Annotated in this window: 19 protein-coding genes, 1 tRNA gene and 1 pseudogene; 9 read left to right on the plus strand and 12 right to left on the minus strand. The window is 56.8% G+C overall.

Going from position 1 to position 20,996, the window contains the following annotated elements; genetic code table 11:
* Positions 1–224: 224 nt before the first annotated feature.
* A complete protein-coding gene (locus ACR0C5_RS03650; protein ID WP_237215598.1) occupies positions 225–986 on the minus strand; it encodes an NAD kinase in 762 nt (253 codons plus the stop codon).
* A 167-nt stretch (positions 987–1,153) separates the two neighbouring features.
* Here ACR0C5_RS03650 and glyA point away from each other — a divergent pair, with 167 nt between their 5' ends.
* A complete protein-coding gene (gene glyA, locus ACR0C5_RS03655; protein WP_170770123.1) occupies positions 1,154–2,449 on the plus strand; it encodes a serine hydroxymethyltransferase in 1,296 nt (431 codons plus the stop codon).
* 49 nt (positions 2,450–2,498) lie between these two features.
* On the opposite strand, the gene ACR0C5_RS03660 is transcribed toward glyA, so the two are convergent.
* Positions 2,499–2,873 (minus strand): hypothetical protein, encoded by a 375-nt coding sequence (locus ACR0C5_RS03660; RefSeq protein ID WP_480502699.1) that lies wholly within the window; start codon positions 2,871–2,873, stop codon positions 2,499–2,501.
* A gap of 49 nt (positions 2,874–2,922) precedes the next feature.
* On the opposite strand from ACR0C5_RS03660, the gene ACR0C5_RS03665 reads away from it, so the two are divergent.
* Positions 2,923–3,723, plus strand: coding sequence for an alpha/beta fold hydrolase (locus tag ACR0C5_RS03665; RefSeq protein WP_480502700.1), 801 nt, complete (start codon positions 2,923–2,925; stop codon positions 3,721–3,723).
* Here the strand turns inward: ACR0C5_RS03665 and ACR0C5_RS03670 are convergent, their stop codons facing one another.
* From ACR0C5_RS03670 to ACR0C5_RS03695, 6 genes are all read right to left on the minus strand, one after another.
* Positions 3,724–3,912 (minus strand): hypothetical protein, encoded by a 189-nt coding sequence (locus ACR0C5_RS03670; RefSeq protein WP_170788965.1) that lies wholly within the window; start codon positions 3,910–3,912, stop codon positions 3,724–3,726.
* An 88-nt stretch (positions 3,913–4,000) separates the two neighbouring features.
* The gene (locus tag ACR0C5_RS03675; protein ID WP_480502702.1) at positions 4,001–4,378 is read right to left on the minus strand and encodes a rhodanese-like domain-containing protein; all 378 of its coding nucleotides are present in this window, start codon (positions 4,376–4,378) and stop codon (positions 4,001–4,003) included.
* Between the two features lie 80 nt (positions 4,379–4,458).
* Complete coding sequence (locus tag ACR0C5_RS03680) at positions 4,459–5,811, minus strand: HlyD family type I secretion periplasmic adaptor subunit (RefSeq protein ID WP_170782772.1); 1,353 nt, start codon at positions 5,809–5,811, stop codon at positions 4,459–4,461.
* A complete protein-coding gene (locus tag ACR0C5_RS03685) occupies positions 5,808–8,042 on the minus strand; it encodes a type I secretion system permease/ATPase (protein WP_480874622.1) in 2,235 nt (744 codons plus the stop codon). Before ACR0C5_RS03685 ends, ACR0C5_RS03680 begins: the two co-directional genes overlap by 4 nt.
* Before the next feature lie 37 nt (positions 8,043–8,079).
* A complete protein-coding gene (locus tag ACR0C5_RS03690) occupies positions 8,080–10,017 on the minus strand; it encodes a type I secretion protein (protein ID WP_480874624.1) in 1,938 nt (645 codons plus the stop codon).
* Between the two features lie 135 nt (positions 10,018–10,152).
* Positions 10,153–12,552 (minus strand): hypothetical protein, encoded by a 2,400-nt coding sequence (locus tag ACR0C5_RS03695; protein ID WP_480874627.1) that lies wholly within the window; start codon positions 12,550–12,552, stop codon positions 10,153–10,155.
* Positions 12,553–13,148: 596 nt separating this feature from the next.
* On the opposite strand from ACR0C5_RS03695, the gene ACR0C5_RS03700 reads away from it, so the two are divergent.
* Positions 13,149–13,898 carry a helix-turn-helix transcriptional regulator gene (locus ACR0C5_RS03700; RefSeq protein WP_480874630.1) on the plus strand — a complete coding sequence of 250 codons (750 nt, stop codon included), beginning with the start codon at positions 13,149–13,151 and terminating at the stop codon, positions 13,896–13,898.
* Positions 13,879–14,388 (plus strand): hypothetical protein, encoded by a 510-nt coding sequence (locus tag ACR0C5_RS03705; protein WP_170770097.1) that lies wholly within the window; start codon positions 13,879–13,881, stop codon positions 14,386–14,388. Before ACR0C5_RS03700 ends, ACR0C5_RS03705 begins: the two co-directional genes overlap by 20 nt.
* 398 nt (positions 14,389–14,786) lie before the next feature.
* On the opposite strand, the gene ACR0C5_RS03710 is transcribed toward ACR0C5_RS03705, so the two are convergent.
* Positions 14,787–14,872: transfer RNA gene (locus tag ACR0C5_RS03710), tRNA-Leu, on the minus strand.
* Positions 14,873–15,310: 438 nt separating this feature from the next.
* Here ACR0C5_RS03710 and ACR0C5_RS03715 point away from each other — a divergent pair.
* The gene (locus tag ACR0C5_RS03715; protein ID WP_170770095.1) at positions 15,311–15,496 is read left to right on the plus strand and encodes a hypothetical protein; all 186 of its coding nucleotides are present in this window, start codon (positions 15,311–15,313) and stop codon (positions 15,494–15,496) included.
* Positions 15,497–15,629: 133 nt separating this feature from the next.
* On the opposite strand, the gene ACR0C5_RS03720 is transcribed toward ACR0C5_RS03715, so the two are convergent.
* The gene (locus ACR0C5_RS03720; RefSeq protein ID WP_480874633.1) at positions 15,630–16,517 is read right to left on the minus strand and encodes a LysR family transcriptional regulator; all 888 of its coding nucleotides are present in this window, start codon (positions 16,515–16,517) and stop codon (positions 15,630–15,632) included.
* A gap of 145 nt (positions 16,518–16,662) precedes the next feature.
* Between ACR0C5_RS03720 and ACR0C5_RS03725 the strand changes: the two genes are divergently transcribed.
* The 3 genes and pseudogenes from ACR0C5_RS03725 to ACR0C5_RS03735 all read left to right on the plus strand — a co-directional run bounded on the left by ACR0C5_RS03725 (position 16,663) and on the right by ACR0C5_RS03735 (position 18,600).
* Complete coding sequence (locus tag ACR0C5_RS03725) at positions 16,663–17,511, plus strand: TauD/TfdA dioxygenase family protein (protein WP_170770091.1); 849 nt, start codon at positions 16,663–16,665, stop codon at positions 17,509–17,511.
* A gap of 135 nt (positions 17,512–17,646) precedes the next feature.
* Positions 17,647–17,955, plus strand: a pseudogene (locus tag ACR0C5_RS03730) (alcohol dehydrogenase catalytic domain-containing protein); the annotation flags it as partial.
* Between the two features lie 138 nt (positions 17,956–18,093).
* A complete protein-coding gene (locus ACR0C5_RS03735; RefSeq protein WP_480502894.1) occupies positions 18,094–18,600 on the plus strand; it encodes a zinc-binding dehydrogenase in 507 nt (168 codons plus the stop codon).
* A 145-nt stretch (positions 18,601–18,745) separates the two neighbouring features.
* Here the strand turns inward: ACR0C5_RS03735 and ACR0C5_RS03740 are convergent, their stop codons facing one another.
* Positions 18,746–19,336, minus strand: a complete 591-nt coding sequence (locus ACR0C5_RS03740) for a hypothetical protein (protein ID WP_480874636.1) — start codon at positions 19,334–19,336, stop codon at positions 18,746–18,748.
* Between the two features lie 77 nt (positions 19,337–19,413).
* Between ACR0C5_RS03740 and ACR0C5_RS03745 the strand changes: the two genes are divergently transcribed.
* Positions 19,414–19,977: a Crp/Fnr family transcriptional regulator gene (locus ACR0C5_RS03745; RefSeq protein ID WP_480874639.1), complete on the plus strand. Its 564-nt coding sequence runs from the start codon at positions 19,414–19,416 to the stop codon at positions 19,975–19,977.
* 236 nt (positions 19,978–20,213) lie between these two features.
* Here the strand turns inward: ACR0C5_RS03745 and ACR0C5_RS03750 are convergent, their stop codons facing one another.
* Entirely contained in the window at positions 20,214–20,993 is a 780-nt protein-coding gene (locus ACR0C5_RS03750; protein WP_170788973.1) for an IclR family transcriptional regulator, read from the minus strand.
* Positions 20,994–20,996 lie beyond the last annotated feature (3 nt).

Consider the following 20,996-nt stretch of genomic DNA (forward strand, 5'->3'; position numbering starts at 1 on the left):
CCCGGGGTCCACTTTCTAAAATATGCCCGGAGATCCGATAACAAGCGTAGCACCACCTACCCTTGTCAGCGCCTAAACTGCGCGGTCATTTCGAAAACACCGTCGGCGGCCACTCACTCCCGCCTTGGATGTGTCTCCGGGCAAGTTCACATTAACCCGAGGTTAATCAAACTCCTGTGAACTGGTTCACATAAGCGCGAAAAAACCGTGGTCGACTGTGGAAACTACGTGAATTGCTCAGAAATCAGCCGCTCTTCCAGCCCGTGGCCGGGATCGAACAGGATGCGATGCTGAATTGAAGGCTCAGACCGAATCTCAACCCAGTCGATATCCGGGAATGAGATCGAATCGGCATCTGCCATCACCGGGCGTTTGTCAGCGTCCAGAACATCGAACCGCACTTTTGCGATCTTGGGCAGCAAGGCCCCGCGCCAACGTCGGGGGCGAAAGGCGGCAATGGCGGTCAATGCCAGCACATCCGATCCTATCGGCAGGATTGGCCCATGTGCCGAGTAGTTATAAGCCGTCGACCCCGCTGGCGTAGACAAAAGCGCCCCGTCGCACACCAGTTCATCCATGCGAACACGCCCATCCACGCTAATCCTCAGCCGGGCGGCCTGCGGACCGGCCCGCAGCAGCGACACCTCGTTGATCGCCAAAGCCTCATGCATCTTGCCGGATTGATCCATGGCGCGCATGGCCAGCGGATTGATGACTTCTTCTTCTGCATCGGCGAGGCGTTCCATCAGATCTGCCTCGTGAAACTCGTTCATCAGAAAGCCGATCGTGCCCCGATTCATCCCGTAAACAGGCGTATCCAGATGCTGCATGTTGTGCAGCGTGTGCAGCATGAAACCGTCACCGCCCAAAGCGACAACCACATCCGCGTCGCGCGGGGCCGCATTGCCATAGCGCCGCACCAGCGCATCACGGGCGGTCTGGGCCACCTTGGCGTCGCTGGCGAGAAAAGCGATTCTCTGAATCATCGGTTGCAGTTTCCGGTGCTGAACATTTGGTTCCGAAACAACCATACCTTTCCCCGATAGGCCAGTCTTGACGCCGCAGCGGGCCAAATCGTCGCTTTACAGCTTTTGCATATCTGCCGTTTCCGATAGGAAATCCGCAAGATAATTCCAGCCATGCGGAGCCCCCAATGAACGCCAACCTTCGTGACACAGGTTTTTTCACCCAGTCTCTCGCGGATCGTGACCCCGAGCTTTTCGGCTCGATCACATCCGAGCTGGGCCGTCAGCGCGACGAGATCGAGCTAATCGCATCCGAGAACATCGTCTCTGCCGCCGTGATGGAAGCTCAGGGTTCGGTGATGACCAACAAATACGCCGAAGGCTACCCCGGTCGCCGCTACTATGGCGGGTGCCAGTTCGTCGACATAGCCGAGAACCTGGCCATCGACCGCGCCAAGCAGCTCTTCAATTGTGAATTCGCCAACGTGCAGCCCAACTCGGGCTCGCAGGCCAACCAAGGCGTGTTCCAAGCGCTGATCCAACCCGGCGACACCATTCTGGGCATGAGCCTGGACGCAGGTGGCCACCTGACCCACGGCGCGGCCCCCAACCAGTCGGGCAAGTGGTTCAAGGCCGTTCAATACGGCGTGCGCCAGCAGGACAACATGCTGGACTACGATCAGGTCGAAGCGCTGGCGAAAGAGCATCAGCCCAAGCTGATCATCGCCGGTGGTTCCGCCATTCCGCGCCAGATCGACTTTGCCCGCATGCGCGAGATTGCCGATATGGTCGGCGCCTATCTGCACGTCGACATGGCACACTTTGCCGGTCTGGTTGCCGCAGGCGAGCACCCAAGCCCCTTCCCGCACGCACATGTCGCGACCACCACTACCCACAAGACCCTGCGCGGCCCGCGCGGCGGCATGATCCTGACCAACGACGAGGCGATCGCCAAGAAAGTGAACTCGGCCATCTTCCCCGGCATTCAGGGCGGTCCGCTGATGCATGTCATCGCTGGTAAAGCCGTTGCCTTTGGTGAGGCGCTGCGCCCCGAGTTCAAGACCTACATCCAGCAGGTCATCAACAACGCACAGGCGCTGTCTGATCAGTTGATCAAAGGCGGTCTGGACACAGTTACGCACGGCACCGACACCCATGTGGTTCTGGTTGACCTGCGCCCTAAAGGCGTCAAGGGCAACGCGACCGAAAAGGCCCTGGGTCGTGCGCACATCACCTGCAACAAGAACGGTGTGCCGTTTGATCCGGAAAAACCGACCATCACTAGCGGTATCCGTCTGGGCAGCCCCGCCGGGACCACCCGCGGCTTTGGCGAGGTCGAGTTCCGCCAGATCGCGGACTGGATCATCGAAGTGGTCGACGGTCTGGCCGCCAATGGCGAAGACGGAAATGCCGAGGTCGAAGCCAAGGTCAAAGCCGAAGTGGCCGAGCTGTGCGCCCGCTTCCCGATCTACCCGAACCTGTAATTTTTCAGGATATCAACAGGCTGAACGGCGCCCCAAGCGGCGCCGTTTTTCATATGAAGCCCTGCCAGCGCAAAAACACCAGCAGCAGAACCAACAACGCCAGCAGGTTGAAAGCCAACCCACCCAACATCCCCAGAAACCAGCCCAACCTGCGGTCGGCCAAATTGATGCCGGTCAGATGATCCTGCACCTCTTCTGACGCGCGAGCCAGTTTGGGCGTATCCAGCACCAGCCTCAGCTTGGGATGGGCTGCCATCTGTTCGGCATTCGCCAAAAGCAGCGCCTGCTTATAGATGCGTCGGGGCAATTGACGTTTGGCCTTTCTGACCGAGGCCGTCAGCGTCTTATCCCGCACACCCAGCTTGTCGCGCATCAGCTGCACGGTCTGCGCGATTTGAGTTTGAATATCGGGGTTTTGCGCCATATTGGGGCCTCCTGGCGCGGCACCATATCCGGGTGGCGCCAGCACGACAATGGGGCTGGTTGTTTGGACCGGTGACGGGTATCACTCGGTAATGCTGAATACGATTGTCCATGGTGAGCCAACTTCAAACCCCCCGTTGCTGATTGCCCATGGGCTCTATGGCTCTGGCCGCAACTGGGGCGTAATTGCGCGCAGATTATCGGATGAGCGGCAAGTCGTTGCCGTCGATATGCGCAACCATTCCAACAGCGCGTGGACCCAGCAGCATGATTACCCAAGCATGGCGGATGATCTGGCCGAGGTGATTGACCATTTCGGCGGACAGGCCGATGTGGTGGGGCATTCGATGGGCGGCAAGGCGGCCATGACGCTGGCCCTGCTGCATGGTGAGAAACTGCGCAAGCTGGTAGTCGCCGACATCGCACCCGTGACCTATACCCACAGCCAGATCCAGTTCATCGAGGCGATGCGGGCCGTGGATCTTTCCTCTGTCACACGCCGCTCGGACGCCGAACAGCAGCTGGCTGATCAGGGGGTTGAGAAAGCCCTGCAAAGCTTTTTCACCCAGTCGCTGGACATCAAGGGCCAACGCTGGCTGCTGAACCTGGACGTTTTGGCCGCCGAGATGCCCAAGATCATGAGCTTTCCTGACATCACCGGCACATGCACCAAACCGACCCTGTTTCTGTCGGGGGGCGCGTCGGATTATGTCCTGCCCGAACACCGCCCCGCGATCCGGGCCCTGTTCCCGACCGCGCGCTTTGCCAAGATCCCCGGCGCAGGCCATTGGCTACACGCTGAAAAACCGCGCGAGTTCGAGGCCTCGGTCCGGGCGTTCCTGAACGCCTGATCAGGCTGCGTCGTTATACAGGTCTCGGGCTACCCGCCGCGAGACCGGTGCCGCCAACGCAAATCCCAATGCCGCTGCCAATACGATGGTGGCCACGGAATTCGTGCCCGCAACCAGAACCGCGATCACAGCCGTTCCGGCCAGTGCAGTGGAAATCATGGCATAAAGAGTTGTCGCAAGACGTAACATGGTCAGTTGCCCTTTGTTATGTAACTGACCACAACTGTAACGCGGTACACTCCCGCAGACCTTGACATGCGTCAGGTGAAAAATTTTTCTATTCTTCTGACACTTCACCGCCTGCGTTCACCCAATCGGAAAAGCCACCCAAATTGTAGACCTGAGCATAGCCCATATCCTTGAGCAATTTGCCCGCTAGGGCAGCACGTCCCCCGGCAGCGCAATACAAAACAATGGGGCGATCCTTACGCAACTCGGGGTCATGGGACTTCAGCGCCTCATCTGCGCTGAATTCAAGCGACCCGCGAGAGATATGATGCGCACCACTGGCACGGCCCGTCTTCTGCAACTCGGCCCCGTCGCGGACATCCAGCAGTAAACCGCCCTGCCCCAGAATCTCGGCGGCGCGGGCCATGTCGATCCGCTCCACGCTGGCATTGGCGGCTTCCATCATCTCTTTCACGGTCAAGGGCATCTGTATCTCTCCTGTTGGTGCTGCCGACAGGGTAACATGCGAAAATTGGAAGGTGTAGTGGGATCGCCCTACACGGGCGATCAATGTTCGCGGAAGGCACGCGACATGCTGTCTGTCACCGGCTTGGCGATATAGGCCGCGAAAGTGCGTTCCTCGGTCTGAATCATGATCTCGGCTGGCATCCCTGGCGTGGGGATAAAGCCGCGCACGCGGTCAATCTCCTCCGGCGGCAGCGAGATTCGGGCCAAATAGACCTCTTGCGGGGCACCCGCCGAGTCCTCGAGCAGGGCATCGGCCGAGACGTAAAAGACCTCGCCGCTCAGCACCGGAGTCGTGCGCTGGTTCAAGGCGACCAATCGCACGGTGGCGTCCTGTCCCGTCACGACGCTGTCGATCTCGGTTCGCGGGATTTGCGCCTCGATGATCAGGGGCGCGTCGGCGGGCAGGATTTCGGCGATGGGTTCACCTGTTTCGATCACCCCGCCCGGCGTGTGATAATGCAGCCGCACGACTGTGCCCGTAACCGGCGCGCGCACAACGGCGCGGTCCAGAACACTACGGGCCTGACGGGCTTTTTCGCGGACACTTTCCAGATCGGCCTCGATCACACCCAGCTCGTCCAATGCCGCCTCGCGGTAGGCCGACCGCGTTCGGGTGATCTGTTCTTCGTATTTCAGCATCATCTGGTTGACCTCGGCGGTCTCAGCCGCCAACCGCGCCTGCTGACCATCGGCCTCGGCCTGCACGCGGCGGATCGTGTTTAGCTCGCCTTTGCGGACCAAACCCTTTTCAAACAGCGCCTCTTTGGTCTCATACTCTTCCTGCAAAATGGCCGAGCGCACCCGCATACTGTCCAACTGCGCCTCAAACCCGCTGGAGCGGATGCGCAGCGCTTCCATATTGCGCTGAAGCAGAGCTATATCGTTCAGCAGGGTCTTGCGCGAGACGTCAAAGCTGATCTTCTGGCCGTCTAGGATCGTCATCACCTCGACGTCATCGGTGGCCTTGATCAGATCGGGCGAAAATTCCAGCCGCTCGCGTTCTTCATACTCGGCCAACAGGCGCTGGCTCATCGCCTGAAGGCGGATTTTACGGATGAACAGCTCACGCTCATTGGCCTCGGCAGAGGTCTGGTCCAATGTCATCAGGACCTCCCCGGCCTGCACCGATTGACCTTCGATGACCTTGATATCTTCGATGATGCCGCCTTCCAGATGCTGCACGATCTTGTTGCGTCCAGTGGCGACAAAGCTGCCCTGCGCAATCACGGCGGCAGCCAAGGGCGCGCGAAAGGACCACACGCCGAACCCGCCGAAACAGACAACCAGCAGCACCATTCCGACGACAACGAATTTGCTGATCGAGCGTGGAACCTCGGCATACCACACCTCGGGGTCTTTGGGATCATTGTTGACGGGCACCAGATCATTCATGTCGCATTCCCCTTCTGGCCTTCGATACCGGGCTGTTTACGCGGCCCGTTCAGCTGTTGCAGCACCTGTTCGCGCTGACCGAACAGGGCGACCCGCCCGTCGGTCAGCAGCATGATCTTGTCGACCGCATTCAGCAAAGTCGGCTTTTGCGTGATCACCACCACCGTGATCTTGTTCGCCTTGGCCTGCGCAATCGCCCGTGCCAAAGCCTGATCCCCGGCCACGTCCAGGTTCGAGTTCGGCTCGTCCAGAACCACCATACGTGGGTTACCAAAGAACGCGCGCGCCAGCGCGATGCGCTGCTTTTGACCGCCGGACAGCGGAGAGCCATCGGCGGCGACAACAGTCTCATACCCTTGAGGCAGCGTGGCGATCATGTTGTGCACATCGGCCAGCACGGCGGCGTCGTGGATTTGCTCATCCGTCGCGTCCTCACGCATGCGGCCGATATTGTCCTTGATGCTGCCGGGAAACAGCTGCACGTCCTGCGGCAAATAACCTATACTCTCACCGAATTGGCGCGGGTCCCAGTTGCGGATATCCATCAGGTCCAGTCGCACGCTGCCCGACGTTGGCAGGATCGAGCCCACCAGTGTCTTGCCCAGCGTCGTCTTGCCCGCCCCGGAATTGCCGATAATGGCCAGTGTCTCACCGGGATTGAGCGAAAACCCGATCCCGTTCAGCACCACGCGCTTGGTCCCGCCGGGCACGTAAAGAAGCCGTTCGACATCCAACCGGCCTTCGGGGCGCGGCAGGCGCAGCTTTTCGTATTGCAACTCGGACTTGGTCAAAAGGGTCTTGATCCGACCAAAGGCAGCGCGGGTCAGCAGGAAGGTGTTCCACCCTTCGATGGATCCTTCAATCGGGGCAAAGGCGCGCCCGGCGATGATCGAGGCTGCAATGACCATGCCGCCGGTGATCTCACCTTGCAGGGCAAGATACGCGCCCCAGCCCAGAATTGCGATTTGTGTAAGTAAGCGCACCGCGCGCGAAATCGCAGCAAAGATGACGTTCCGATCCTGCGCCCGCACCTGCCATGTCAGCGACTGCGCGGTGTCGCGGCCCCAAATGCGCACCGCCTCGGGGATCATCGCCAAAGCGTTGATGATCTGACTGTTGCGCGCCATCGAATCCAGATGCTGGTTGGCCATGGACTGAGCCCGGTTCGCCTCGGCAAAGGGCTTGGCGGTCATGCGCTGGTTGATCAGAGCGATGATCATCAGTAGCAGCGCAGTCACGATCACGATTGTGCCAAGTTGCGGGTGCACAAGGAAAATCATCAGGATGAACAAGGGCGCGAACGGCACGTCCAGAAATGAGATCAACGTGCCCGACACCAGAAATCCGCGGACCTGCTGCAAATCGCCCAGCGTCTGATATTCCCGTCCGGTCCCATGCAGCGAGGCATGGGCCGCCGCGCTGAGGATGGGCGCACCCAACCGGGCGTTTACCTCGACCGCTGTGCGCATCAGCATGAATCGGCGCACCGCATCAAAGGCTGATTGAAAGATCACCGCCCCGGCCACAATCGCGGTCAGCATGATCAACGTGTCCAGAGACCGGCTGGTCAATACGCGGTCGCTGATCTGAAACAGGTAGATCGGGATGGCCAGGATCAGGATGTTGGTTGCGCAAGTCAGCACCAGCACAAAAGCCAGATTGCGTAAGATTGCCCGCATCGAAATTCGCAGCGTCTGCTGAAAGTCCTCGGGCGGAGTGCGTTTGTGAAAGGTCTGGGGTGGCCCTTTGCCATCCCCACCGCCCTCTTTCCGGAGCGGCAGAGGTTGGTTCGCCTTGGCCTCGATCGTGGTTCCCAATTGTCCACCGCCTTTTGAGCGATCCGGGGGGGGCGTCCGGTCGGTCTTCTCCCTGGCGGTTTCCGGATCGGGGCCTTTGGCATCGGCCACCCCAGCTTCGCGGCCCTTCTGGAGTTTGTCGTTGACGGGCTGCGGAACGTCACGCCGAAGGGATTTCTCGGGGTGACGGAGGAATGTCGTTTCTTGAGCACTTTGCGTGCCCTTTGGTGAAGGTTGCGGTTCAGAGACTTTTGGGGCCTTGGGTGGAAACGTCACCGGATTATGCACACGCAGATCCTGGCTTAACCGCAAGCTCGCCATTTTGGCGGGTTTGGTCACGGGGCCATCTGCAGTTGCCTTGGTCGGGCCACCACCACCGCGTCCGTCCAGCGGGCTGGCGAACAGGGATCGGCGCGACGAGAACAAAATCGACATACTCAAACTTTCGAAACACTCGTATCAAACAGGGAAATCAGGCCAGCATGGTTTGCAGACCATCATCGAAGCTTTCGGCCATCTCGGACGGGGTCATCTTGTTGTGGCCCGGCGCGTTTTCCGAGTTTCCGGGTCCATCCACCGTGTCAATAAGGACAGCGATGGCATCATTTCCGATCTCAACATCCAGATCATCGTCCGGCGTGTCGATCAGACTGGCCTGATGCAGCACGAGGTCGGAATACTCGCCCTCACCGGTCATGACCACGGAATCGACGCCGGCTTTTACCACACCCGCGGTATTCAGAACCGCATTTCCAGCCCCCAACGCAGAAGCCACTGCACCGGCATCCCCGTTAAGGTTGATGTCGTCCTGGTCTTGCAGGATCGTAATCTGTTCAATCGCGTTAACCTGCACCAGATCGCCGTCGATTTTGAGGACCCGGATCTGTTCCATCCCCGCGAAGTCCGGGTTGTTCAGCAAGGCGTCTTCCAGCGCTTCGGTGTCCATTTCCTCAAGCGGCAGAACACCCGCCAAGCTGGCGTCCAACTCCTCATGCGTGTCCTCGCCCATCGTGGTCAGCGCCACCTGATTGACAACAAGATTGTCATCATCCTCATCCGGAATGCCACCGTTGATCTCGTCATCATCGAGGAACACGATTGTCTGGTGAACGATATCCACCGAAATCATGTCCCCGCCGATCAGGATCACGTCGTAATAGCTGCCAAGTTGCAGAATCTCGGTTACGTTGATCAGAACATTGTCACCCATCACGTAAAGGCTGGACGATGCGGTGATCTCGGTTTCGATATGGTCGATATCGGTGGCGTCGATTTCTTGCTGGATGAAATTCGTGACCACCAGATCGCCCGCAATCCAGGTCACAGCGACCAGAGGATCCTGCCCCTCGGCCGCGACGTTGTCATCCAGCCAATGGGCCTCGTTGCCTTCAACGGTGATGGTCGAGGTTTGAACGACCATCGTGTCGCTTTGCGCACCGGCATCGCCGGTGTCAATGTCCGACACTACCGCAACCTGACTGACGACGGTCACGTTGACCGATTGCCCGCCCACCGCGATCACTGGCGCGTCGACCCAGGCCACTGTGACGGCAACTTCGTTGACGGCCAGATTGCCACCGGTGGAAACGGTATGCCCTTCGCCAAATTCCGAGTCTTCGGACTGGTCCCACTCGGCGGGAAGAAGTTCTTCGGGCAGATCCTCTGTCTGGTCCTCATCGGGTTGATGATGCTGCGGCAGAAGCTCGCTCCAGTCAGGGGCCTCATCGACATGTACGCCGTTCACGATGGTACCCATCGCGTCTTCGCCCTGGAACTGATGCACCGTCGCGCCTTCGACCTCGATGGTCTGCTGCACCTCTTCGACGAGGGCTTGAATGTGTTCAACCGACTGATAATCGGCGATATTCAGAGACGGGGCCGATACCGCGTGCAGCGACTCCGCAACCGCCGCCAAGGCGTCGCCCTGCGCCATCAAGGTTTCGACATCGCGGAACTCGGCCTGTCCAAGGGTGTCATTGTCGCTTAGACGCAGAGTTTGAACGGTATAGGTCACGGCCGACCCGATCAGCTCGGGGATCAATTGCGGTTGCAGAACTACGGTCTGAAATGAGATCGCCGGAAGCTGCACGTCGGAAATGAAATCATCGGCATTCGGCACCAGACCGAAACCCGGAACCGGGGCCGCCACGGACATCGCCTGCACGGGTGCAGGGGCTATATCAGCCTGTGGCGCATCCGTTCTGAATGGCAGGGCATCATATTTCCCCGGATCCAGCTTCAACCCCGCCTTGACCTTGATGACGGTCGCATCTTCAAGCTCTTCCAGTTCCGCCTTGCGCCTGAATGCGACAAATTCGTCATACTGATCCCGCCATCGGGCCTGTTCGCTGGTAAGTTCAAATGTTCCAATAAAATGAGCAATCGTTTCACTGATACTGTCGAGCGACATAACACTGTTCCTTTCCCCATCCCGGCCAGAAATTTCCGTTTTGGGTTAAGTTGGGCTGAGGCCGCACCATGCGGCCTCAGCATGTTTTTGCCGGAGATCGTGGGGGTTTAGCCGATCTCCGGCTGGGACACCGGCTTATACGTCGGTATCGTCGCTGGAGTAGGACGAAGTCATCGATCCACCAACCATGGTCGTATCGACCGAGTTGCCAAGCACGTTGGCACCCATGACGATCGACTGGTTGAAGGCCGTGGTGTCCACAACTGCGGCAGACGAAGCATAGGATTCACCCGATACGATGCCGTCACCAGCATTGTTCGAGCCCCAGACACCCGCGTTGCCACCGGTGCCACCTGCGCCTGAGTTCGCACCCGAAGCATCGCCACCAGTGACTATCCCACCAGCTGTGTGGCCGGTAGTCGCCCAACCGATTGCTTCACCGCTGGTGCCGCCCATACCGGCCCCGGCGCCGCCGCCGCCGCCAAAGCCTGAGGTCGCCGACCCGTCCGTCGAACCGGATGCATCAGAGGTGGCATCATTGTCTGAAGACGCGTCACCTCCGTATCCGGCAATGGATTCGGCAAGACTGTCCGCCGAGCCATCTGTGTCTGCCTGCGCAAACACATCCACCAGACCACCGTCTCCGGCCGTGTTCATCGCATCGGCCGAACCGGTGCCCGAACCATCCGACGTCGCGCCTTGCTGGATCGCGCCGCCACCGCCGCCGAAACCATCGGCGGTCGAGGTGCCGGTTCCGGTGCCGCTGGCCGAGCCGTCGGTGTCGTTTGTGCCACCTGCTCCGCCATCGCCACTGGTGTTCTGCGAGTTGCTGGCCGACCCGTTCACGTCACCCGGAGACTGGGTGATGTTCGGACCGGTTGTCGCCTGATCGCCGACACCCTGCGCGCCGGCGTTCGCTCCGGCTGTACCGCCTGTCGCGCTACCGCCGGTGCCATCGCCACCCGAGCCGAAGCCGCCGGTGCCGTCGCCACCCGAGCCAAAGCCTCCGATTCCGTCGCCGCCAGATCCAAACGCGCCGGTTCCGTCACCGCCAGTTCCCGGATTGCCGCCATTGGTGTCGCCACCGCCGTTGCCGGCACCGGCCTGACCTGCGTTCAGCCCGGACAGACCGTTTTGCTGGTTCAGAGCTGCAAGCGCTGCATCGACCTGACCGGAAGTGCCACCAGTGCCTTCAGCACCCGTGCCTGCACCACCCGTGCCGTTGCCAGCATCACCGGTACCGCCCATGCCTTCTGCGCCGTTGCCCTGGGCCCCAGAGCCTTCGGCACCCGCGCCTTCGCCACCATCGGCATCAGCGTCGCTGCCTGCCAAGCTGCCAGCCAGACCCAGACCGACATTCCCGGCCGCCGCATCGTTGGCGTCGGTGTCGCTGCTGCTGCCATTGCCGGCCTGACCATCCGCATCCGCATCACCGTCGCCACCGGCTGCGCCTTGCGCGGACGAGTCGTTCGCGCCAAGACCCGCGCCAAGCGCCTCTGCGACCGAAGCATTGTTGCCACCGGAAGACTGGCCATCATTGTCGGCATTCGACAGGCCCAGACCCAAACCCAGCCCAAACGAGCTTGCGTCTCCGCCTTCACCGCTGGTGCCGTCTGCGTCGGTGTCGGATGAACCTGTGTTGCTTGCTCCAGAGATGCTACCGGCGTCTCCGCCTTCACCGCCACTGCTGCTGCCGTTGGACTCGGCACCCGACACACCGACACCAAGGCCGATGTTGGATGCTGAACCGGTCGAGCCGCCGTCACCACCAACGCCTGTACCATCCGCGTTGCCGGTCAGACCACCAAAGGCCAGCGCGTCAGCGCCATGGGTTTGGGCACTTGCCGCGCCGCCATCGGTGCTGCCACCGCTGCCGGAGTTGCCACCATCGGTTGAAGAGCCGATGCCTTCATGGGCCGTCGCGGTGCCACCATGAGCATTGCCGCTCTGGTCAAATTCGCCTTCGTTGCGAACGGCGGCCGAACCCAGATGGTCATTGTCGGACAAGTTTGCGACCTGGCTGCTGATCGAAGACATGTCATTGCCTTCACCGCTCAGGTCGATGTCCAGATTCAGGTCGTCGCCCGGGTCATAGTCCATATCGCCTGCAACGGTGATGACATCGCCCAGCTCAGCCGAACCTGACGCGTCAATATCGACAGTGTCATTGTCTTTCGGCAAGCCTTCTCCGTCGCCGAAGTCGATCGTGACCGAGTTGCTGTTCGAGTTGTCATTGTCGCCATTGCTTTGCGACTGACCCTGACCTTGATCTTGACCCTGGCCCTGATCCTGGCCTTGGGCTTGGTCTTGACCCTGACCATTTTCAACAGACGTCGCCTGAGCTTGCGCCTGGTCCTGACCCTGGCCCTGTTCGTTGTCGACATCATTGTCGACATCCGTCTCTTGCGACGTCAGGTCAGCATCAACATAGGCGTCATCCACATGGATATCTGCGTCGATTGGCGCGATGATCGTATCCACGTTCACCTCGTCAATATCGGTAATGCTGTTATGGGGTTGTTGACGTTTTGACATATCAATTTCCACTTATTAAGCGCACTGACCGTCACTCTTTCAAAAACGGTTACGGGCGCGGTTGAAACAAACAGCGCACTCGCGCAAAACCCGCGCGGATGCGTATTTCACAGTGAGATTGTCCTCCACCCTCCTTTCCCCGGCTTAGCCGGTCCTGCATCTGCTTAAGACGTTCGCGGAAATGCGCGATTCGCAGACACGTTCGGATCTTTCGCCCCGTTAATTGGAGCCGTTCCATGGTTGCAGGAGGAAACCAGTCTGAATAGCTAGCCGGAAGCACTAGAACGGGTAATCACCTGATTCGGATTGATTATTTCCAAATCACGAACAATGCGCGACTTTTTCGGTTGCTGATTTTTTAGCCAATCGCATATCGAGAAAACTCGTTAAATTGCCTCTACTTAAGCGGGTGAAACGCCCTCAATCCTAAACTTAAGTTCTAGAACTGTTTGCGCGTTAAGGACCGTGCAACCAGGAAATTTGCACTTTTCCCTATAGTCTGCACCGAAAGTACGTTAATGTTCAGTTAATATTTTTCGAAGTGCCAGTTTGCTATTACGCCGCATAGCGGTGCAGGTTTTGACAAGGGGGGAATGATGAGCATTCCGTTTCGGGACAATGCTGCGCAAAACCAATTTGGTTTTGACGAATTCTCGGTAAATTTTATTGGTAAAGAGCTTTTCTACTCGGACCAGACCCTGACGGGTGTTGAAACAGAGTTTGGTGTCACCACACACCGCTACGATTCAATCTCAGCCCTGCCGACATATGGCGACCCTACCACCGGCCCCGGTAGGATCGTGATCGTCGATCAGATGATTCTGGAAGATCTTCTGGCCCGTCCCAGACATTATCGCGATTGCGTGGGCAGCGGCAGCTTGGCCTACGCGTATCGAAAAGAGGAATCCGCCCGCATTCTGTTTGAGCAATGGGACCGGACTCGCCATGGAGATATCGGTTTTCTGCCAATGAATGTCGGTCCCGATGTCTGGCGCGCGATCCTTCGATTGTTGCTGCATGAGGAACTATACCTGCCCGGCTTTCTTGCAGACAGCGTCTCCAACTTGCAAAGCCCACCCAAGCAGCACGCAGGCTCTACGCCTGCCGCGCCTGAACCGCACCCGCTTTATTCCAAACTGACCCGGAGGGAAAAGCAGGTCCTGCAACAGGTATCAAAAGGGCACAGTAACAAGATCATCGCGGCCAATCTTGGTATAACCGAACACACGGTGAAGTTGCACATGCACAATGTCGCCGGAAAGATCGGCGTCAGCAACAGAACCGCCGCCGCACAGTTTTTTTTCGAAGTCGCCCCGGACGAAGCCCATGAACTTGCCAGCGACTGAGGATTTCGAAACCCGCTTTGACCGTCTTATCCTTTTGGTCGGCAAGCTGAACTATATGTGGACCAATACAGAAAGCCTGCTGATCCACCTGATCGCCGGGCTGAGCGGAACCAACAAGGATGTAGCGGTCATCATTTTTCTGACCCTCAACACCACCCGTGCACGCATTGATCTGGTGGAACGGCTGGCAAAGATGGACGGTCGCCCCCCCGATCTGAGGGATGCGATTCTGGAGCACACCCAGCGCTTGTCGAAACTTTCGGGCATTCGCAACAAGTACAATCACTGCATCTATTCCTTCGACCCTGACAGTGGAAATCCCAAGACGATTCTTATGCGGATTTCAGACCGGAAAACCGACATCAAGCTGGGACGCGAAGACACCGTTGACGCCGCAGCGCTGACCGAGATTGAAGGCGTAGTGAAAAAACTCTCGGACGCCAACCGCGATATCTGGCAGTTGATCACAAGGTTAGGCTTTCCGGTCTAAAGGCGACGTGGTGCGGGTGGTCAGGTTTAACAGAACATAAACAGGCCATTTCCTTCACGTTCACCTGACTTGATCTATAGTGGCGAGTGTCGCTTTAACTGCGACATTATCTTGCTACCCGATCAGGGTCTTTCGATGTTCAACTATGTTCTGACAACTTCTACCACTTTGATATGGGTCGCAACCGGGCTGCTTGTCGGCTTCCTTTTTATCTAGCCCCCCAGTGCGCGCCTAACTTGAGCCTGAGAACAGAAGCCTTGAATGGCTTTGTTGCGTAGAGGTTGTGTAAGCAGTGAACAGGCACGCCGTCACGGGCAACTGACACCGCGTAGCGATTCTACCAAAAGCAACGACTGTGGAACGGGTTGCACGCCAAACAACATCGGCTGTGAAATACCTGGTGCGGGCGGTGGGACTCGAACCCACACGGGCATAAGCCCTTCAGATTTTAAGTCTGATATGTCTACCATTCCATCACGCCCGCACGGCGTATTCCGCTCCCAATTGGGCTGAGGAAATCACTAAGCGGATAACGCTGCAAACACAATCCGTTTCAACGACAACCACTTGAATTCTGATTCACGGAGGGCCGACAACCGGAGCGATCGTTGCCAATCGTCAAAGGCTGGTTAAAATTCGCACGCAAGGATTGCACATAAATTGCCAATCTCTAGGACGGGGACCACCCCTAAGGGATATCATTTTCGATTTTCGGGCAAGTTACGAGTGCAGAACAAAAGTCCTTTCCAGACTGGATCGCTGGCATCGAACATCGCGCCAAGAGGCCGCCAGCCTGGCACCCCAACTTCGCACAAATACAATCTGGCAACGCCTCGCCTATCCCGGAGCCTTCGTCGGGGCGTTCTTTCTGGGAGTATTCGCCGTCTTCCTGACACGCTACATTCAATACCACATGGTAGGCGTGCCCGACGCTGGTGACACGAACTTTCCAGGCATCATCGGTATCGGCGTGGCCAGCATGGCGGGTTTCTTTATCTCACTGTTCCTCACAGACAAACAAAAGGAATTCGCTAGTGCCAGCACGGCAGGCGTTATGACGACCACACTCACCTTCCCTAATCTGGTCTGGGAAAACGACATCGGATGAGTATTCGATATGGGCTCGAAGCCGTTTTTCTCCACGTTGCATACTAATGACTGACCCAAGCCCAGTTTTGACTCCCAGTTTTCTTAGTTCAATTGGTCGAAAACATCTTGTGGATACCTACTGGAGTGCCAACTCACATACAAACCCGTTGACTATCTGCTGCTTCCAATAGCGCCGCTGTAACTGCGTCGATCATTTTGGTGTGAGGCGATGCCGTCATGCTTACTAAGCCAACAATGCGTTCTGGTCCCTTCTGTTCAAGGGGGATCCTTTTGAGCCGCAGATGGTCATATGTCGTTAAACGGTTGTCTGGTATGATTGACACGCCAAGTTCAGCGGCCACCATACTGGAGATTGCTTCAAGACTCTCAAGCTCCATCGCGTCTTTGACTTCAATGCCCTTTCTTTGCAGCCAAGTCTCGATTTGCCTTCCTACAACCGCATCACGCGTAAAGCGAATAAACGGTGACGCACCAAGCAATTCTCTCGAAGGTAAATCTGGGGTGTTTTCCGAGACAAGCAGGACCAATTTTTCAGATACAATTTCTGAGAATTCCAATGTGTTTGGCAGAACATCTGGTCGGGAAATGATCGCCGCTTGAATCTGCCCGCGGTCCAACTGTAGCAAAAGCTGATTGGTCAAACCTGGAACAATCCGTACAAGGATGTCCGGATGCACGGACTTTAGCCTCGCCAACGCAGTTGGCACTAATCCAGTCAGGGTCGTTGGAACGGCCCCCAAAGTTATTTCACCAGAGAGTTCGTTGTTCGACTTCACCCTTTCCGCCAAACCGTCATATGCGGCCACCACCGCAGCAGCCTCTCCGACGAACGTTAGCCCGGTATGAGTAAGTTTGGGCGACTTGGATGATCGGTCAAATAATTCGAGCCCCAACGCGACCTCCAGATTCCGCATCTGGTGACTGACCGCCGACGGAGTTAGATGCTCCGCCTCAGACGCGGCACGGAAGCTACCATGTCGATGAACTGCGATTAGAGTTCGCAGTGCCCGAATACTCATCCCGATAACCTCGCTAGCGCTAAAACCGTGTTCATTATGTGAAAATTTTTTCACTTATTAGTCAAAGATTTTTCGTTTTTGTTCATTTTTGTTGATGTGTACCATGCACACAGCACGCCTTATGAAACCAAACCCAGAGGTGCTTATGGTTGCTCCCAAATCCAACGCCTATACTTCCATCGTCGCCAAACCCTTCGCTCCAAACCTCGGGGCTGAGATCTACGGAGTCGACCTAAGCCGGCCTGTGCCTGACGACCAGTTTGCAGAGATCTGCGACGCTTTTCACACCTACCAGGTGCTGTTCTTCAAAGAGCAGAAGGAAATACCACCTGCGCAGCACATTGAATTTGGGAAACGCTTTGGGCCGCTTCACGCACACCCCGCAGCCCCAACGATGGACGGGTATCCGGAGATTTTCGAAATACATGCAACTAAGAATTCCAAGGTAGCAAACGGTGAGTTCTGGCACTCTGACGTCTCTTGCGATGAGACACCGCCCCTTGGAACTATGCTGCAAATCCATATTGCACCACCCTGTGGCGGGGATACCATGTTCAGTGATATGTATGCGGCCTACGATGATCTTTCGGAACCGATAAAAGATATGATCAACGGGTTATCTGCACTTCATAGTTCCGAGCATATCTACAAAGGCCGCTATAGCGACCGGGGGCAAAAAGACAGCGAAATTGACTGTCCCGAAGCAGTTCATCCGATCGTTAGGACCCATCCGGAAACGGGCCGAAAGTCGCTGTTTGTGAATCGAACATTTACAACAAAGATTTTGGGCTTGTCGGAAAAGGAAAGCGACGCGATCCTCAACATGCTTTTCGAGCATGCGGAACAGATCAACTATCAAATCCGGTTCAGGTGGTCACTTAACGACATGGCCTTTTGGGACAACCGGTGCTGTATGCATCGTGCGATCTGGGACTATTGGCCCGCTGAGAGAAAAGGGCGACGTGTGACCGTGAAAGGCGATAGGCCTGTCTAGACTCGACCGAACCGAATTGCTGGATCAAAGAAACCGAATCTTTAGGAGCGATAAGTGCGAGCTGCAGTCGTAAGAAAGTTTTGTGAAGATCTTTCGATTGAGACGGTCCCGGATCCAACCTGCCCAGACAATGGAGTGGTCCTGGAGGTCGCAGCCTGTGGAGTATGCCGCTCGGATTACCATGGATGGTCTGGCGCGCACCCCAAAGTTCAAAATGGCTCCATCTTAGGGCACGAATATTGTGGAACTGTGGTAGAGGCAGGGCCTCAAGCGAAGCACAGTGTTGGTGACCGCCTCATAGCGCCATTCATCTTGGGTTGCGGCAGCTGCAACGCTTGTCAAACAGGCGTATCAAACACTTGTGCTTACCAAATCGTTCCAGGATTTGGAACGCCAGGTGCCTACGCAGAATATGTCGCTGTGCCGTTTGACCATAACTTGGTTCACTTGCCAGAAACGCTCTCTCCTTCCTTGGCGGCAGGGCTCGGGTGTCGTGTAACCACTGCTTGGCATGCTTTGACAGACCGCGCAGATGTCGCAGCTGGTGAATGGGTGGCTGTCCACGGTACAGGAGGTATTGGCTTGTCCGTTCTTCTATTGGCAAAAATGCTTGGATGCCGAGTTGTCGTAGTGGATGTGGTCGATGAGAAACTTGAGCATGCAAAGCTCAACGGCGCAGACGCTACAGTAAATGCCAGCAAAGAAGACGCCGCAGCAGCGATCCTAGATATCACGGATGGAGGAGCACAGGTTTCCATAGAAGCGCTGGGGATCGAAACAACGACGAACGCATCCTTAGAGTGTCTCGCCATACTTGGTCGACACGTGCAAATTGGTATGCCTTCGGGCGACGGCCAGATGCAGGTAAACATGCGTGCAATCTATTCCAAACAACTCTCGTTTTTCGGCACTCGTGGTATGCCTTCGTGGAAATACCCACGCCTTCTAGGAATGATCGAGCGTGGCGAAGTAGATATCCAGCCAATGGTCGCCAGAGAGGTCCGATTGGAAGAAGCCAGCAATGAACTCCGCGCAATGAATGGACCAACTTCCCCAGGAACCGCTGTTATCACAAGGTTTCAGCCGTGATCAGCGCAAACGCCTGATAGGTATTTATTCAGTCATTCTCTGTCATCGTGCGCCCCTTCGCAAATTCAGATACTCACGCAAACTGGCTGTTCAGGGTAATGCAATGAGCGCCTGCTTTGGGCTCGGTGCAGACGTTCAGCAGAATTCAGTGAGCGTCCGCTGTGCGGACGAAGTCGCCATTGTCCGCCTGGGGACAAAGGTCCGCTTTGGGGAGACGCGCCCAGAGAAACCCAGTCAGAAGCGAAAGCAATACAGCCAAAGTTGTCAGGGCCGATTTAACAATTGTGGCTGTACTGGCGGCATACACCAGTGCACTTGATACCTCTGGCCAACTCCAAATCATGGCCGCGATTCCAATGTTTTCGAAATAGTCGAACAAGGCGCAGCCAACCGAGAGAATTATGCCAGAGCGAACAAGCTTGCTGTCGGGCATACGTCGCCCGAACCAGCTAAACGTGGTTATCAAAGTCAGCGCGAGCATAGCCGGGTAAAATGTATCCAGAGAGAGCTGGTAACTGAGATAATACTCGCGCCCTTCCGCTCTTAAGGCTTCAAGAAGCGACGCGGCGTCTTTGGGAGTGTAGCCGAGCGGACGCATGTCGAATGGGACGTGCCCCGAGACAGCTTCGATGTGAGCAAGCGTGACGCTGATCATCAGCACGTAGATGACTAAAGCAGTCAACCCGCAGCCAACGGCGGCAAAACCGATGTACCTTGAAAGAATTGTGTGAATCATTTTGGGAACTCCTTGATCTGTGCCAAGTTGCCCTTGGGTGAAGCCACACGCATTATCATTTGATAAGGCAAACCAAGATGGATCTACGGAAATTTCTCGCACAGTCTCTTGACCTGCCTGATATGAGTTTTGCAGACGGTTTTGCGTCTCAGTGGAGAAGTAAGCGTTTGAACAAGGGCGCGCGCCTTGCCCACCAAGAACAACCTGAATCAGATGAGTTCATTCTTTTGGATGGGTGCCTAGCCAGCAGCATTTGTGACCAAGAAGGCAAGGAAGTATGCGTTGGGTTCCATGTAGGTCCTTGCGTTGTCACGCCGAATATCGCGCGAACGCGGGATGGAGTGTCCCTTGTGTCCATCGAGGCAACCAAAGACGCCTCGCTTTATTGGATCAATACTGATCGGCTTACGAACCTGATGATTGAGTCTGAACCAATCCGAAACTGGGCAAATGGTATTCTACGAGACGCATTGAGTGAAAAGGCGGAACGCGAATGGTGTCTCGCCGCTCTTGACGGGGCGGAGCGGCTGAACTGGTTCCGCCAAGCCTTCCCTAGCTATGAAGACATTTTCACTCATTCGTTGATAGCATCCTTTTTGGGGATCACGCCCGTTACGATGAGCCGTCTACGCGCTAGGTAGAGAGCAAAAAGAAGGGCGGAACTCACGATTTGGAAATTCCAACCGACGCCCACGGAAACTTAACTCGGCAATTCGGCTGAAATTTCGGGACTCTCAGAGGCGATATACATTCAAACAACCGACTTTCCTTGAGCCCGCGTAAGCGGGTGAAGGTTGTTGATATCTGGAAAATAGATAGGGGCGCGAACAATACCGGTGTAGGCAAAAAAATTTGCTACAGCACTGCAAAGAGCCAATCAGGAACAAAGAAGGTTCGACAACTTTTCGGCTCCACCATTCAGGACAGGAAGGAATTCGAGCAACCCTTGCAGTTCATGACGTTGCGTTGGGGCATGAACCGACAAAGTGGCGACCAACCTGCCCGTCTCGTCCTGAATTGGCACGGCAACAGCGGTCATGCCGGACATGAATTCTTCGTCATCAGTCGAATAATTTCTGGCAGAAATCCGGTGCATTTCGGCCCGCAATGCCTCCGGTTCGGTCAGTGTATGCGGCGTCTGGGCGTCCAGCCTTCCAGCGGCCAGATAACCGTCCAGAACTTGTTGCCTAAGCGTCGACAAGTACATCTTGCCGCTAGCGGTGCAGTGAAACGGCACTTGCGTCCCGATCGGCAATTGAATGCGCAAAGGCCACTTTGTTTCGACCCGGTCAAGATAGATCATCCCTTCGCGGTCGGGGATCGCCAGATTGCACGTTTCGCCGATCTCATCCGCCACGCTGCGCAAAATTGCTAGTCGCGCGGTACGAAGATGTTCCGATGACACTGTATTCACGGAAAGCTGGCGCAGGCGAGGCCCCGGTCCGAAAGACCGCCCATCCAGATCGCGCTGCAGAAACCCTTCAGCTTCGGCGGTTTGCAGCAGGCGATGGATCGTCGGTTTTGCCAAGCCCAGAGTTTCGATTAAATCCGATGGCTTTACCGCGACCCCACGCCGGGCGATTTCCTCAAGGATCACCAATAGGCGCAGGTTTGTCGGTATCTGAGTTTCTTTTTCGGGTGCATCAGTATAGGCCATCCC

Source organism: Ruegeria sp. N8, from assembly GCF_056531325.1.

Bases quoted from the DNA above. Each gene is read 5' to 3' on its own strand.
- ACR0C5_RS03685 (WP_480874622.1), bottom strand. From the start codon at position 8,042: ATGTCGATTTTGTTCTCGTCGCGCCGATCCCTGTTCGCCAGCCCGCTG.
- ACR0C5_RS03745 (WP_480874639.1), top strand. From the start codon at position 19,414: ATGGATCTACGGAAATTTCTCGCACAGTCTCTTGACCTGCCTGATATG.
- ACR0C5_RS03740 (WP_480874636.1), bottom strand. From the start codon at position 19,336: ATGATTCACACAATTCTTTCAAGGTACATCGGTTTTGCCGCCGTTGGC.
- ACR0C5_RS03675 (WP_480502702.1), bottom strand. From the start codon at position 4,378: ATGCCCTTGACCGTGAAAGAGATGATGGAAGCCGCCAATGCCAGCGTG.
- ACR0C5_RS03665 (WP_480502700.1), top strand. From the start codon at position 2,923: ATGGGGCTGGTTGTTTGGACCGGTGACGGGTATCACTCGGTAATGCTG.
- glyA (WP_170770123.1), top strand. From the start codon at position 1,154: ATGAACGCCAACCTTCGTGACACAGGTTTTTTCACCCAGTCTCTCGCG.
- ACR0C5_RS03695 (WP_480874627.1), bottom strand. From the start codon at position 12,552: ATGTCAAAACGTCAACAACCCCATAACAGCATTACCGATATTGACGAG.
- ACR0C5_RS03660 (WP_480502699.1), bottom strand. From the start codon at position 2,873: ATGGCGCAAAACCCCGATATTCAAACTCAAATCGCGCAGACCGTGCAG.
- ACR0C5_RS03680 (WP_170782772.1), bottom strand. From the start codon at position 5,811: ATGAATGATCTGGTGCCCGTCAACAATGATCCCAAAGACCCCGAGGTG.
- ACR0C5_RS03670 (WP_170788965.1), bottom strand. From the start codon at position 3,912: ATGTTACGTCTTGCGACAACTCTTTATGCCATGATTTCCACTGCACTG.
- ACR0C5_RS03720 (WP_480874633.1), bottom strand. From the start codon at position 16,517: ATGAGTATTCGGGCACTGCGAACTCTAATCGCAGTTCATCGACATGGT.
- ACR0C5_RS03705 (WP_170770097.1), top strand. From the start codon at position 13,879: ATGAACTTGCCAGCGACTGAGGATTTCGAAACCCGCTTTGACCGTCTT.
- ACR0C5_RS03725 (WP_170770091.1), top strand. From the start codon at position 16,663: ATGGTTGCTCCCAAATCCAACGCCTATACTTCCATCGTCGCCAAACCC.
- ACR0C5_RS03690 (WP_480874624.1), bottom strand. From the start codon at position 10,017: ATGTCGCTCGACAGTATCAGTGAAACGATTGCTCATTTTATTGGAACA.
- ACR0C5_RS03650 (WP_237215598.1), bottom strand. From the start codon at position 986: ATGATTCAGAGAATCGCTTTTCTCGCCAGCGACGCCAAGGTGGCCCAG.
- ACR0C5_RS03750 (WP_170788973.1), bottom strand. From the start codon at position 20,993: ATGGCCTATACTGATGCACCCGAAAAAGAAACTCAGATACCGACAAAC.
- ACR0C5_RS03700 (WP_480874630.1), top strand. From the start codon at position 13,149: ATGAGCATTCCGTTTCGGGACAATGCTGCGCAAAACCAATTTGGTTTT.